Source organism: Paenibacillus sp. Y930 (assembly GCF_056786375.1).
The window spans coordinates 1-13,809 of the sequence record NZ_JBXCIX010000011.1; the positions used below are offsets into that span (position 1 = coordinate 1).

Consider the following 13,809-nt stretch of genomic DNA (forward strand, 5'->3'; position numbering starts at 1 on the left):
TTGGACCGCAGGGTCCTGGGAGAGTAGGACGTCGCCAAGCACGGATGAGTCTACTGCATACGCAGTAGGCTTTTTTGTTGTTTTCTAACGGGTGATTACGAGGGATCGCTGTAGAGTGAAGAACATTGTCTAAACAATGACAGATAGAGGCAAGTTCAAAAGAAAATGAAGTAGTTTGGCTTAATGTTATTCATTTTCTCGCCCTTTAAGCCGTTAATAAGGTATAGACTATTATTATAAGTCAGAAAGGATAGGATATTGTGAAAGTGCTTGATCGTTGGAACGTATTATTAGGACAGGGGTATAGATGGTTAGCTATTGCACTCGTGATCACGCTTATAACAACTTCTATGACAGGAATTGCATATGCGGCAGAGGATAAGGTAATAGGAATTGAATTCGATTATGAATCTTCCGATTACAATAGTAATACTTCAGCTCTTGAATTATTTGTAGAAGATGACAAGGTGAATTTAGATGTACTAGCTGAGATGTCAGAATCAACATCGAAGAAGGATGTTACATCAGCCGTGACATGGAAGTCTTCAAATACGGCCTATGTAAAAGTTGAAAAAGGCGTTCTTACCGCTGTTGGTAAAGGAACTGCTACAATAAGTGCTACATATAAGGATTATAAAATTTCGATAAAAGCAACTTCAGACTATATTTACGATAGTATAACTCTAATGGAAAATAACGTGGCTGCTCCCGCAAAAACCGAAATTGAGATTGGTGAAGAACTAGTATACACACTTGATGGTTCCAAAGATTCCGTCGTGGAGGATATTACTTCAGAGGCGACATGGACATCCTCCAATTCTTCAATTGCTAAAGTGGAAGAAGGTACAATTACACTCCTAGCAACGGGTACAGTTACTATTACTGCGAAATTAAAAGGAAAAACAGATTCAATCAATATCGTTGTAACTTCACCATATAAATCAATTTCAATCTCCCCTGAAAAGCTAATTGAGCTTGAGATTGGTACGGATGATAAAGAACTGCAAGCTACTGCTCAACCTAAAGCTGGAGGGCTGTCTGAGGTTGTTACGGATGTTGCAGAATGGACAAGCGCTAATTCCGAGATTGCTTCCGTTGAGAAGGGCATTGTAAAACCTATAAGTCCTGGTCAGACAACGATCAGTGTCTCATACAAGGGAGTAAAGACATCAATCGATGTTATTGTACGTACTGCATACCAATCGATTAGATTATCACCAGAGACAGAATACCATATGCTTTTGCAGGACAAACCTTTACAAATTGAAGCTGAAGTATTGAATAATTTCAATGTTTCATATAATGCTACTAAATTAGCTGATTGGACTACATCTAATGCGGTCGTTGCTACGGTGTCAGATGGTCTTGTAACGCCAAAAGCTATTGGAACAACAAAAATTACGGCATCCTATAAAGGGGTAAGCCGCAGTATTAATGTTACAGTTTATCCAAGTATCACTGAACTAAGCTTAGAAAGTGAAACGCTTGATGGCTTTGTTAATAGCAGTGGTCAGCTGCCAGCTGTAACAGGTAAATTGTTCGACGGCTCAGTAGTTGATGTATCTAAGCTTGTGCAATGGTCTTCTAAGGATCAGAAAGTCGCTATCATTGAAGACGGAAAGTGGAGTGCTAAGACTTTAGGAGAAACTATTCTTACAGCTAAGATAGGTAACTATGAAGTTGATGTGAAGTTACTTGTCCATGCTAAACCACTCAAATTAGTTATTGACACTAAAGAATTAAATATTATTCTTGGGAAAGAATCTGCTTATCCATCTGTCATTGTTATTAATGAAGATGGGGAGGAAGAGGATGTTTCCAAAAGAGTGAAATGGAAAACTTCATCTGATAATCTTATATTAAAAGCAGATACAATTAAAGGATTGGAAGTATCACTTGTTACGTTAACAGCTACCTATCTGAATAAATCAACATCTTTGAAAGTACGAATTGATGAGGAAATTGTAAAACTTGTTGCTGAGCCTGAATCTTTAGAACTTAATCCAAATAAGTCAAAATCAATTAAAGTAAGAGGCTATTATAAGGACGGTAGATCGGTACTGCTTAGCTCTAAAATAAACTGGACGGTATCGCCAGCAACACTTGCATCAGTTAAAGGTTCAACGATTAAAGCATTAAAGGTCGGAACAGGTATAGTGTCAGGATCTTATCAAGGGCTAACAATCAATGTTCCAATTAATGTTACACCAAAGCTAAAATCATTAACTCTTTCAGACAGATCGGCTAAGCTAGCTCCAGGTGGAACGTTCACGGTTAAGCTTACGGCCAACTACACTACTGGAAACCCGGTAGAAGCGACAGAAGCTGCTATATGGACATCGTCAAAGGCTAGTGTTGCCACTGTTAAAAATGGTAAAATAACAGCGATCGCTAAAGGCTCGGCTACCATTAAAGCCACCTTTGGAGGCAAAAGCATAACGATACGTGTTATCGTAAAATAGCAAACAACAAAACATCCTTAGCCTTTGGCTAAGGATGTTTTGTTGTTACTAAGAAAATATGCCGCATGATTTGAATGATTTTGAGCTCCCTACGTAGAAATACTTATCATGATAATGGGTGAAGATTAAGGTTGAAAGTAGTTCACTTCTTTGTTTTGTATACGGAGAATACCTGTTTGTTTCTTTTTATTGAGCTTACGTAATCGAATGTTAAGCAGTAGTCGCGGCATGAGCAACCAAATATGCCATGTCATTAGGCTACTCATAATAGATGGATGAAGCCAAGGATACAATATCCCGATAATAATAATACCGAGCCAAAATAAATGATTATGAACTTTACGGAATACTGTGAAGCTAATATCATTAGCAGGCATAAATCCAGTCCACGGCGGAATAATCGTCCATTTCCATTGGCGATCGGCAGCTTCATTAACTTGTATAAACGTTATTAAAATAATGATGATATGTAGTATTTGAACAGCAGCAAACCCAATTAGCCATGCAAATAACCCATACATATTATAATAAAGCATTTGAAACCCTAAAAGTAATAGTACACATAGTATATAACTGAGGAGCATTTCAGGACGTATACAAATTTTCAGAACATGTTTATACTGGTAAATGGTTGCTGTAGGGTGATCAGTTAACGATTGCTTCATACTTATATCCCTTCTTCAAACATGGTGATACTATATATATCGGTTATTTTCCAATCTATGTTTATAAGAGATATTTATGTTAGGTAGGGTTAAGCGATATATTGAAAATAGCGATGTATATTTTCATAGAATATAAGACATACTATTAGTATAAGTTCAAACAGCTATTAGAAAAAAGATAGAATGACAAGGTGGCTATACTATGAACACAATAACAGAACACAACTGTACGATATGCGGTTTACAACGAGAAGAAGGTATTCGTATCGTTTCCAGCTTTATTTGTTCGAGCTGCGAATATGAAATGGTAACTACAGATGTGATGGATGAAAAGTATCCTTTTTTCATAACTAAAATGAAGCATATATTTTTCAAGAAAAACGCGTAACGACTACCAATGGGTGGTCGTTTTTTGTTTGCTAGTATACAGAGATATGATACAGTTAATGCAAGCTATCGTAAGGAGTTGAAACATTTATGCAAAAGCATTGGCATGCGCCATTGTTAGAACATCTCATACAGTTTTCACAGCAAAAGCCGTTGTCTCTACATGTACCTGGTCATCGTCATGGCGAAGTATATAATCAACTAACAGAGCAACTACGACATACAGATTATGAAGAACTCATGCGATATATGGCTAAGCTTGGAGCGATTGATGTAACGGAATTATCCCATACCGATGATTTGCATGATCCCGAGACCATTATTAAGGACGCGCAAGCTGCTACAGCAAAGCTATACGGTGCCGAGCAAAGCTTTTTTCTAGTAGGTGGAAGTACGGCAGGTAATTTAGCGTTGATACTATCTCTTTGCGACACAAATGATTATATAATAGTGCAACGCAATGTCCATAAATCAATAATTAATGGCTGCAAATTAGCAGGAGCTAACGTTATATTTCTTAATCCAGCCAATGAGGCTACGACAAATTTACCTGTTATACCAAGTATTGATACGGTGCAGCAAGCATTAGTACAATACCCACAAGCGAAAGCTGTGTTTCTCACGAACCCTAATTATTATGGAATTAGTGCGGACTTAACAGAATATGTAACACTTATCCATGACTACCATATGCCACTAGTAGTAGACGAAGCACATGGCGCTCATTATGGAATAGCACCCTATGCGCCACATTCGGCGCTCGAGGCAGGTGCTGATGCCGTTGTACAGTCTATGCACAAGACGTTACCTGCCTTCACAATGGGGGCAGTATTGCATACACAAGGGCAGTATATATTGAAGATGAGGTTACAGCAGCAATTAAGCATCATTCAAAGTTCGAGTCCATCTTATGTTATTATGGCGTCGTTAGATGCAGCAAGAGCGACTTTGGAGTGTTATGGCTATGAATGGTTTCTTCAAACGTATACGATTGTGAATCGATTAACAGAGTGGCTACATAGTAAGCAATTATGTTTACGTGTAGAACAGTTAGATAGTAAGTTATTAGAATATAAGCAGGATCCATATCGAATGCTATTGTTTGATCAGTCTAATAAGGTGACGGGTCATCAACTGCAAAAAATGCTGGAATCTAAAATGCTCTGGGCTGAAATGGCTAATGAAAAATATGTAGTACTTGTATGGCATATGAATGCTACAGAACAACAGTATGAAATGGTGCAACGGGTGTTATTAGAAATTCATCAGCAGATTTCACTTATGGTCGCGTTACGTCATTCTGTTTCTACTATTAAAAATGCAACCGGAGTAACGATTAGCAATCCCGTTAAGCTGCAACGGTTTCCTAGCAATAGGAAGGTTGAAACGATCGCACTAATTGAGGCAAAAGGAAGACATAGTGCGGAAATGGTCATTCCATATCCACCAGGCATTCCTATTTTATTTGAAGAAGAGATTGTTCAAGCTGTTCATATTGATTATTTGCTGCAATTGATTCATTCAGGGGCAAGATTTCAAGGTTCAACTACAATATCTGAAGGAATGATTAAAGTATTTATTTAGGAAACGTATAATATAGACGGTTAGTCTGATACAATAATAAGTATATTTAGAATGAGAACGCTATTGGTAGAATAGGGGCTTGTACGTTGAATAAGGGACTATTTATTTCATTTGAAGGCGGCGAGGGTGCAGGTAAGTCCTCCGTTATTACATCGCTAACTACAGCGTTAATAGAGCAAGGACATAAAGTGATCGTAACGAGAGAACCAGGTGGCATTCCGATTGCAGAAAAAATTAGAGAAGTTATTCTCGACCTAGAACATACTGCAATGGATGCTCGCACTGAAGCTTTACTATATGCTGCAGCTAGACGCCAACATCTTGTAGAAAAAGTCATACCTGCTCTTGAAGAAGGATATATTGTAATATGTGATCGATTTATTGATAGTAGTCTAGCCTATCAAGGTGTAGCACGCGGACTAGGAATTGATGAAATATGGTCTATTAATCAATTTGCTATTGAGCATCTAATGCCACAATTAACGATCTATATGGATGTAACGCCAGAGGTAGGGCTAGCTAGAATTTCAGCGGCAGCAGGACGCGAAATTAATCGACTTGATTTGGAAAGCAAAAGCTTTCATGATAAGGTTAGGGCAGGATATTTGACTTTATGTGAACGCTACAGTAATCGTATGATTAAAGTGGACGCGAATGAGAGCCAACAAGATGTTTATCATAACATTTTTAATATTGTTAGCGCATTTATAGAAGAAAAATGATTAGGTATCGTCAAAATGTAACATATACACGTGATGTCTTATTCGTAAATAATGTGAATTGCGTTCAATCGCACAACCAAGATTTCAAATTCTATCATATAATAGGAGGAATTCTTATGAAATTGGTCATTGCAGTAATTCAGGATAAAGACAGTAATCGTTTATCGATTGCGTTAGTTCAAGAGGGCTTCCGCGCTACAAAGCTTGCAAGTACGGGTGGTTTTTTACGAGCTGGTAATACAACCTTTTTGATCGGTGTCGAGGATGAGCGTGTACATGAGGTTTTCCAAGTCATTAACAATAGTTGTAAAGTAAGAGATCAATTGGTTACGCCAGTTACACCAATGGGTGGGTCGACCGATTCTTATATTCCATTCCCTGTAGAGGTACAGGTAGGTGGCGCAACGGTATTTGTAGTTCCAGTAGAAAGATTTGAACATTTTTGAATGGAAGTGAGCATGAATGAGGGTAGACCAAAGCTTTAGACCACTTGGGCAAAGTCGCACAGCTAATGAAGGTGTTAATAAGCAAGTCCAGTCTAATCAGTTTTCTGAGATGTTAATGCAGAAAAATAGACAGCATACTGTTAGTGAAATGCAACAAATGATAAAAGGCATTCAAGAACAAGGTGATCGTCTGTCACGACATATGACTGTTCGCGAATTGAAAATTTATCGCCAAATGGTCAAACAGTTTTTAGAGGATACACTCAGAAAAGGCATTGGCTTGAAAGAAGTGCGAGGCTTTGATCGTCGAGGCCGTGTAAAGCGCTATAAGCTATTAGAAGAAGTGGATGAAAAGCTAGTATTATTGGCCGAAGAATTGTTAGCAACGGAAGAAGGCCGTATACAGCTACTTCATACACTAGGTGAAATTCGAGGCATACTTATTAATTATGTGTTTTGATGTAAGGAGCATTAAGATGATGACTGAGGATACGACAGAGCAACAATGGAGAGCACAGCGAATATTGAAAAATGCACTTAGAGACAATCGTATATCGCATGCCTATCTATTTGAAGGACCCTCAGGAACAGGGAAGTTAGCTGCAGCCAATGCTTTCGCAAAAGCAATATTTTGCTTGCACCCAATAGACGGTACAGCTTGTGGAGAGTGCCAACAATGTCGGAAATTCGAAAATGGTAATCAACAAGATATCAGGTACATCGCTCCTGAAGGGCAAAGTATAAAAATCGATCAAATCCGTCAATTACAGCGAGATATGTCATATCGTACAACATCGGCTGGGCAAATGATCTATATCGTAGAGCAAGCTGAAAAAATGACCGTTCAAGCGGCTAATAGCTTATTGAAGTTTCTTGAAGATCCTGTATCACCTGTCGTTGCCATACTAATTAGTCACAATGAACAGGCTTTACTGCCAACCATTAGATCAAGAACAATGCGCGTTCCATTTACCCCGCTTGCACCAGAGATTATGTTGCAATTACTTGTAGCAGAAGGGATCTCACCAACATTAGCTAGGACGGCTGTTCATCTTTCGTCTGGTATCGATGGGGCTCGAGAAATTCTTGAAAAGAATGGGTTTGCAGAAGTTAGAAGCCTAGTGATACAATTAGGAAAGGAAAGTATAATAAAATATACTACAGCAATGGTGACCGCCGGGCAAAAGCTATTCAAAACTGAATATGCGGAGCAAATATCACTTGTGCTACAGTTACTATTGTTATGGTATAAAGATATGACACAATTCCAAGCTGGGAGAAATGAGAACATTGTTTTCATTGATCAATTGGAGTGGATCAGCGAGCATGCGTTTTCACGCTCATTCGCTAACTGGGTTACATGTATGGAATATGTACTGGAAGCGGACAAGCGTATGAGAGCAAATGTAACGCCCCAACTTTCTTTTGAGCAACTTTTGGTTAAATTACAGGAGGGCTAATCCTTGTATAATGTTATAGGTGTTCGCTTTAAGAAAGCGGGCAAAATATACTACTTTGACCCTGTAGAGCATCCCGTAGAAAAGGATCAACATGTTATTGTTGAGACAGCCAGAGGAATTGAATACGGTAAAGTAGTTATTGGTCAAAAGCAAGTAGGAGAAGAGGATGTTGTACTACCTCTTAAGCGCGTCATTCGTATTGCAAATGACTCTGATGCACAAGTTGTTGATGAGAATCGCAATGCTGCAACAGGAGCCTTTACAACATGTATTGAGAAAATTCAACACCATCAATTGCGTATGAAGCTAGTGGACGTTGAATTTACTTTTGATCGCAATAAAATTATTTTTTACTTTACTGCTGAAGGAAGAGTCGATTTTCGTGAACTTGTGAAAGATTTAGCAAGTGTATTCCGCACTCGGATTGAGCTACGTCAAATCGGTGTACGAGATGAAGCGAAAATGCTAGGTGGAATTGGTCCTTGTGGTAGAGTATTATGTTGTTCATCTTGGTTGGGAGATTTTGAGCCTGTTTCTATAAAAATGGCTAAGGATCAAAATTTATCGTTAAATCCAACCAAAATATCAGGACTTTGTGGAAGATTAATGTGTTGCTTGAAATACGAGCATGATAATTATGAAAGTGTTCGTGAAGAGATGCCTACAATCGGTAAAATGGTTGTTACTTCTATGGGTGAGGGCAAAGTAACCGGAATTAATGCTTCGACAAAAACAGTATTTGTACAGTTATTTGATATACCAGGTAAGGCAAAAGAACTTTCTTTAGATGAAGTAGTAGTAAAATAGGCATAATGCCAATAGTAGCTTAGCATGTGACTCTGGGGTGGATACTTAGAGATGAAGGATATATTTATTCAAATGACTGAAATAGAAGAGCGAACAGGACAATTACATGTCGATCTTGCTTTGCTGAAACAGCAAGTAGTAGCGTTAATAGAAGATAATCAACGTCTATCTATTGAAAACGAGCAACTTAGACAAGTATTGAAGCGGGAGCATGATTCTGAGCGAGAAGTGGATACAAGTTCTTCTGTCCACGAGAAAACAAATCAGCATACGATGCAAACAGCGGATTCTTTAGAGCAATCTGCTGAACCAGGCGAAGGTCATGATAATTTGGCAAACTTATATCATGAAGGCTTCCATATTTGTAATGTATACTATGGACATCTTCGTACCGAAGGGGATTGTCTGTTCTGCCTGTCTTTCTTGAATAAGTGAGAACACATTGAGATATAAGGGCCGCCCAGATCTAATAAGGGCGGCTTTTTTTAGATGAAAGTTCAAAAAGCGGACTTTTATATAAATACAGTAATGTAAGGAGAGAGAATTGCTTGGTCACACACAATCCAGTAGAGCTATTTGAAGGCGAACGAATTGATGATTTATTAACGGAATCACAGTTGAAAATTATTCAAAGTAGAGAAGTGTTCAGCTTTTCATTAGATGCGGTCTTACTTGCTCGGTTTGCTCGCTTTCCGAAGAACGGTAGAGCAGCTGACTTCTGTTCAGGTAATGGTGTTATAGCGCTACTGAGTACCGATAAGACGGAGGCTCATATCGATGCGATAGAGATCCAACCGCGCGTAGCGGAGATCGCAAGACGTAATGTAGCGATGAATGGGCTAGAGGAGCGTATTACAATTATTGAAGCTGATTTGAAGGAATATGCCCAGGCAGCGGAAAATGGTATATACGATGTTATAACGGTTAATCCTCCCTATATGAAGTCTGCTGCTGGTGATATGAATATTAATGAACATTATGCGATTGCTCGCCATGAAATTTATTGTAATGTCGAAGATATAGCTAAAGCTTCATGTAAATTACTTCGTCCAGGTGGAAAGTTATTTATGGTTCATCGACCATCGCGTCTAGTCGATATCACAGAGGCATTACGCAAATGGAAAATTGAACCTAAAGTTATTCAGTTTGTACATTCTCATATCGATTCGGAAGCTAATATGGTATTAATTGAAGCAACGCGTGATGGGAAGCCTGATATTAGAGTACTACCACCACAAATTGTATATAATGAAGCGGGAGAACAAGTGATATGAACATTCAGAAGAGCTTTATAGGGGCTTCACAGGAGCAACAAGTGGGTAAGCTGTATTTAGTTGCTACACCGATTGGTAATCTTGAAGACATGACGATGAGAGCGATTCGTACATTACAGGAAGTTGATCTTATTGCTGCAGAGGATACAAGACAAACGAGAAAGCTATTAACGCATTTTGAAATCAAAACAAAATGTGTTAGCTATCATGAACATAATAAGGAAGCTAGTGGACCTGAGTTGATTAAGCTTCTATTAGAAGGAAATAATATTGCACTTGTAAGTGACGCAGGGATGCCGGCGATTTCTGATCCAGGAGTAGATATTGTAAGAGATGCAATCACTAGCGATATTTCAGTTATTCCGATACCAGGAGCAAATGCAGCCTTATCTGCACTTATTATGTCAGGCTTGCCAACGGATCGATTTTCATTTATTGGTTTTTTACCCCGTGATAAAAAAACGATTATACAACTCCTTGATAAATATTCATCTTATACAGAGACACTGATTCTTTATGAATCTCCACATCGAATTCGCAAAACCTTAGCTATATTATTAGAAGTTTGGGGTAATCGTAAAGTTGCCATCGTAAGGGAGTTAACGAAGCGTCATGAGGAAGCTTTGCGAGGAACGTTGACGGAATGTATAGACTGGTTTGAAGAACATCAACCAATGGGGGAATTTTGTATCCTTATTGAAGGTTTGGATCAAGAAGGAATCAAGCAGCTAGAAGAAGCAGCTAATGAATGGTGGCAGAGATTGACTCTTGAAGAGCATGTAGAGCATTATGAAGCAACGATGTCTAGGAAGGATGCAATGAAGCAAGTAGCGGGGGATCGTGGGGTGTCCAAGCGTGACATATACAACGAAGTCAATAGATGAGATGAAGTTCAAAAAGTGGGCTTTGATAACGAAGTGATGCTAACGTAGCGTATTCGACATCGCATCTGAAACGAACTTGGAAAGTACGGTTCGCGTGTACCAATAACGTACACTTGCGCTTCCGCCTTTCTCAAGTAGCGTTTCACCTGCTCGATTCTGAAAGCCCACTTTTTGAACCTCGATTGGAAGATGAAGTTCAAAACTTGCTAGAGACTTGTGTACGTATGACGTACACGGTCGCTTACTTTAATCGAGACAAAAAAAGACCTTCCTGGCAGAAAACATCCAGGAAGGCATCAAGGAGTATTTAAAAGGTTAGAATTAACATATCAATAAATACATTATACATCATTTTTCTTATTTTGTCACAGGTTCAGGCATTTCTGATAAACAGCTATGGCAAATAATTTTTCCTTTGAAGTAAGAAACGTTTTCTGCGTTACCACAGAAGATACATGCAGGCTCGTATTTTTTCAACATAATACGTTCACCGTCTACATAAATTTCAAGAGCATCTTTCTCTCCGATACCTAATGTACGTCTTAATTCGATAGGGATAACGACACGACCTAATTCATCTACTTTACGTACAATACCTGTTGATTTCATCATAATAATTCCATCCTCTCGCAAGTTAACAATGCCATCTTTCGACAATGTTCGTGTTATTTACATTAATAATACCAACAATTACCATACCAGTCAATATTATTTTTGTGTGGAAGAGCTTATACAATAGACTTTACATTATAAAGATGGTAATTTACTTTGTAATAGAATACAACATTTTCGACAATTTGGAAACTATTAAACGACATTGTTCGACAAAAAAAACGACATGTGTCTAAAAAATGAACAAAAGGAGGTAGTTAGAGATGTCAATGCTGGGTGAAGAGAAAGTATTTAAGGATCCGATACATAATTATGTGTATGTACAAGATGAACTCATTTGGAATTTAATTAATACATCGGAGTTTCAACGATTGAGAAGAATTAGACAACTTGGCACGACATATTTAACATTTCATGGAGCTGAACATAGCCGATTTTCACATTCATTAGGTGTATATGAAATTACAAGAAAGATAATTTCGCAATTTGAACGATATAATTATCCTGACTGGCCGAAAGAAGAGCGATTAATAGCTCTATGTGCAGCGTTGCTTCACGATGTTGGTCATGCTCCATTCTCTCATTCTATTGAAGAAATATTTGAAACAGATCATGAAGAGTGGACAATAGAAATATTACTAGGCGATACGGAAATTAATAAAGTGTTAAAGAGCAGTTCAGAGCTGTTGCCACAGAAGGTAGCTCAAGTGATTAAGAAGACATATCCCCAATCTATCGTTGTCAGTTTGATCTCAAGTCAATTGGATGCAGATCGCATGGATTACTTACTAAGAGATGCATATTTTACCGGAACGAATTACGGAAACTTTGACTTAGAGCGAATTTTAAGAGTATTACGTCCGCATGAGGGAAGTATAGTTGTAAAGGAAAGTGGCATGCATGCGGTTGAGCATTATTTGATGTCGAGATATCAGATGTATTGGCAAGTTTATTTCCATCCGGTCACTCGCAGTTCAGAAATAATTCTGCGACAAATTTTCAAGCGTGCCAAACAATTATTTGAGAAAAAGTATACATTTAAATGGATGGATTCAGCAATTCTCTCTTTAATAGAAGAAACACTAAATTTAGAGACATATTTACGACTAGATGAGTCACTAATGCAGTATACTTTTTCATGCTGGATGAACGAAGAAGATTCGATTTTATCGGGGTTGTGCGAACGCTTTCTCAATCGAAAACTGTACAAGTATATAACGATTGAGAAATTAAGCGAAGAATGGCTGGAAGAACTAAAAAATGTATTTGTTTCCATTGGATTGCATCCAGAATATGATCTGGAAATTGACTATCCATATGATCGACCATATGATATATATCGACCTGAGCAAGGTGGAAATGGAAGTAAGGAAAAAGCGCCAATTATGCTACTGAATCAAAATGGAAGTTTGTCTGAAATTGCGTCTAAATCTGATATTGTTGCATCAATTAGCGGATTACATGAAGGTAAAGTTCATCTTTATTATCCAGAAGAATTACTAATTAGACATATTGACCAATTAAACGATAACATCCTACAAATTTTCAATCTAACTAAAGAGGAGTATTGAACAACATGCCTGTATTATTCGACACACACGCTCATCTAGATTCGCCTCAATTCGATGAAGATCGCGCGGAGATGATTGCTAGAGCAAGAGAAGCTGGCGTAGAGCTTATAGTAAATGTTGGTTTTGATCGCAAAACAATTCCAACGACAATTTCTTTAGCAGAAGAGTACGATTTTATCTATGCTGCGGTTGGCTGGCATCCTGTAGAAAGTATACATATGCAAGCGGGAGATCTTGAATGGATTGAGGAATTATGTCAACATCCTAAGGTGGTAGCGATTGGTGAAATTGGTCTTGATTATCATTGGGATACATCTCCTAAAGAGGTACAGCATGAGGTGTTTCGCAAGCAGATTAGATTAGCCAAAAAAGTTAATAAACCGATCATTATCCATAATCGTGATGCCCATGAAGATGTGATTCGAATATTGAAAGAAGAAGATGCCTCAGAAGTAGGAGGAATTATGCATTGTTATTCAGGAAGTTGGGAAAGTGCAAAGCAATGTCTAGATATGAATTTCTATATATCATTCGGAGGACCGGTCACATTCAAAAATGCTAGAGTCCCAAAAGAGGTGCTTGCAAATGTTCCACTTGATCGATTATTAATTGAAACAGATTGCCCATATCTTGCTCCTCATCCGCATCGAGGGAAACGTAATGAAACCGCTTTTGTGTCTCTTATTGCGGAGACTGCCTCTCAAATTAAGGGGATTTCTGTAGAGGAATTGGCAGCTATTACGACTCAAAATGGAAAGAATTGTTTCCGAATTAAGTAGAATCGGTTGAAATCAGCAGGAAAACGGACATTTCATGGATTAAAACTAACCTTTGTAGCCGAAATCAATATAATATTCCGAAATAACCCTCAAATTTACGTGAAATCGCATTTTATCGCGTCTTTACAAGTAGTCTCTGAACAAGGTATGATTCAT

At 38.2% G+C, this 13,809-nt stretch carries 15 protein-coding genes; 13 read left to right on the plus strand and 2 right to left on the minus strand.

Translation table 11 applies throughout. The annotated features are described in order from the left end of the window. Positions 1-260 precede the first annotated feature (260 nt). Complete coding sequence (locus AC1TO5_RS19835) at positions 261-2,462, plus strand: Ig-like domain-containing protein (RefSeq protein ID WP_482064579.1); 2,202 nt, start codon at positions 261-263, stop codon at positions 2,460-2,462. Between the two features lie 125 nt (positions 2,463-2,587). Here the strand turns inward: AC1TO5_RS19835 and AC1TO5_RS19840 are convergent, their stop codons facing one another. Beyond that, entirely contained in the window at positions 2,588-3,127 is a 540-nt protein-coding gene (locus tag AC1TO5_RS19840; RefSeq protein WP_482064580.1) for a transposase, read from the minus strand. Positions 3,128-3,329: 202 nt separating this feature from the next. Between AC1TO5_RS19840 and AC1TO5_RS19845 the strand changes: the two genes are divergently transcribed. From AC1TO5_RS19845 to rsmI, 10 genes are all read left to right on the plus strand, one after another. Continuing rightward, positions 3,330-3,515 carry a sigma factor G inhibitor Gin gene (locus AC1TO5_RS19845; protein ID WP_482064581.1) on the plus strand — a complete coding sequence of 62 codons (186 nt, stop codon included), beginning with the start codon at positions 3,330-3,332 and terminating at the stop codon, positions 3,513-3,515. A gap of 89 nt (positions 3,516-3,604) precedes the next feature. Beyond that, positions 3,605-5,098 (plus strand): aminotransferase class I/II-fold pyridoxal phosphate-dependent enzyme, encoded by a 1,494-nt coding sequence (locus AC1TO5_RS19850; protein WP_482064582.1) that lies wholly within the window; start codon positions 3,605-3,607, stop codon positions 5,096-5,098. An 86-nt stretch (positions 5,099-5,184) separates the two neighbouring features. After that, a complete protein-coding gene (tmk, locus tag AC1TO5_RS19855; protein WP_482064583.1) occupies positions 5,185-5,820 on the plus strand; it encodes a dTMP kinase in 636 nt (211 codons plus the stop codon). A 116-nt stretch (positions 5,821-5,936) separates the two neighbouring features. After that, complete coding sequence (locus AC1TO5_RS19860; protein ID WP_482064584.1) at positions 5,937-6,266, plus strand: cyclic-di-AMP receptor; 330 nt, start codon at positions 5,937-5,939, stop codon at positions 6,264-6,266. A gap of 16 nt (positions 6,267-6,282) precedes the next feature. Further along, entirely contained in the window at positions 6,283-6,726 is a 444-nt protein-coding gene (locus AC1TO5_RS19865; RefSeq protein WP_482064585.1) for a YaaR family protein, read from the plus strand. A gap of 19 nt (positions 6,727-6,745) precedes the next feature. Then, a complete protein-coding gene (gene holB, locus AC1TO5_RS19870) occupies positions 6,746-7,726 on the plus strand; it encodes a DNA polymerase III subunit delta' (protein ID WP_482064638.1) in 981 nt (326 codons plus the stop codon). 3 nt (positions 7,727-7,729) lie between these two features. Next, positions 7,730-8,533, plus strand: a complete 804-nt coding sequence (locus tag AC1TO5_RS19875) for a PSP1 domain-containing protein (RefSeq protein WP_482064586.1) — start codon at positions 7,730-7,732, stop codon at positions 8,531-8,533. A gap of 51 nt (positions 8,534-8,584) precedes the next feature. Further along, positions 8,585-8,968, plus strand: a complete 384-nt coding sequence (locus tag AC1TO5_RS19880) for an initiation-control protein YabA (RefSeq protein WP_482064587.1) — start codon at positions 8,585-8,587, stop codon at positions 8,966-8,968. A gap of 113 nt (positions 8,969-9,081) precedes the next feature. Further along, a complete protein-coding gene (locus tag AC1TO5_RS19885; RefSeq protein WP_482064588.1) occupies positions 9,082-9,807 on the plus strand; it encodes a tRNA1(Val) (adenine(37)-N6)-methyltransferase in 726 nt (241 codons plus the stop codon). After that, entirely contained in the window at positions 9,804-10,691 is an 888-nt protein-coding gene (gene rsmI, locus AC1TO5_RS19890; protein ID WP_482064589.1) for a 16S rRNA (cytidine(1402)-2'-O)-methyltransferase, read from the plus strand. The genes AC1TO5_RS19885 and rsmI overlap by 4 nt, the downstream gene beginning before the upstream one ends. A gap of 357 nt (positions 10,692-11,048) precedes the next feature. Here rsmI and AC1TO5_RS19895 read toward each other — a convergent pair whose 3' ends face one another. Further along, entirely contained in the window at positions 11,049-11,303 is a 255-nt protein-coding gene (locus tag AC1TO5_RS19895; protein WP_482064590.1) for an AbrB/MazE/SpoVT family DNA-binding domain-containing protein, read from the minus strand. 263 nt (positions 11,304-11,566) lie between these two features. On the opposite strand from AC1TO5_RS19895, the gene AC1TO5_RS19900 reads away from it, so the two are divergent. Together AC1TO5_RS19900 and AC1TO5_RS19905 are read left to right on the plus strand one after the other, a co-directional pair. Beyond that, a complete protein-coding gene (locus tag AC1TO5_RS19900) occupies positions 11,567-12,874 on the plus strand; it encodes an HD domain-containing protein (protein ID WP_482064591.1) in 1,308 nt (435 codons plus the stop codon). Between the two features lie 5 nt (positions 12,875-12,879). After that, complete coding sequence (locus tag AC1TO5_RS19905; protein ID WP_482064592.1) at positions 12,880-13,653, plus strand: TatD family hydrolase; 774 nt, start codon at positions 12,880-12,882, stop codon at positions 13,651-13,653. Positions 13,654-13,809: the final 156 nt, after the last annotated feature.

What these genes read in the sequence shown, in the direction of transcription:
- AC1TO5_RS19840 (WP_482064580.1), bottom strand. Translation starts at nt 3,127, where the DNA reads ATGAAGCAATCGTTAACTGATCACCCTACAGCAACCATTTACCAGTAT.
- AC1TO5_RS19880 (WP_482064587.1), top strand. Translation starts at nt 8,585, where the DNA reads ATGAAGGATATATTTATTCAAATGACTGAAATAGAAGAGCGAACAGGA.
- holB (WP_482064638.1), top strand. Translation starts at nt 6,746, where the DNA reads ATGACTGAGGATACGACAGAGCAACAATGGAGAGCACAGCGAATATTG.
- AC1TO5_RS19895 (WP_482064590.1), bottom strand. Translation starts at nt 11,303, where the DNA reads ATGATGAAATCAACAGGTATTGTACGTAAAGTAGATGAATTAGGTCGT.
- AC1TO5_RS19900 (WP_482064591.1), top strand. Translation starts at nt 11,567, where the DNA reads ATGTCAATGCTGGGTGAAGAGAAAGTATTTAAGGATCCGATACATAAT.
- AC1TO5_RS19860 (WP_482064584.1), top strand. Translation starts at nt 5,937, where the DNA reads ATGAAATTGGTCATTGCAGTAATTCAGGATAAAGACAGTAATCGTTTA.
- AC1TO5_RS19845 (WP_482064581.1), top strand. Translation starts at nt 3,330, where the DNA reads ATGAACACAATAACAGAACACAACTGTACGATATGCGGTTTACAACGA.
- AC1TO5_RS19850 (WP_482064582.1), top strand. Translation starts at nt 3,605, where the DNA reads ATGCAAAAGCATTGGCATGCGCCATTGTTAGAACATCTCATACAGTTT.
- AC1TO5_RS19905 (WP_482064592.1), top strand. Translation starts at nt 12,880, where the DNA reads ATGCCTGTATTATTCGACACACACGCTCATCTAGATTCGCCTCAATTC.
- rsmI (WP_482064589.1), top strand. Translation starts at nt 9,804, where the DNA reads ATGAACATTCAGAAGAGCTTTATAGGGGCTTCACAGGAGCAACAAGTG.
- AC1TO5_RS19865 (WP_482064585.1), top strand. Translation starts at nt 6,283, where the DNA reads ATGAGGGTAGACCAAAGCTTTAGACCACTTGGGCAAAGTCGCACAGCT.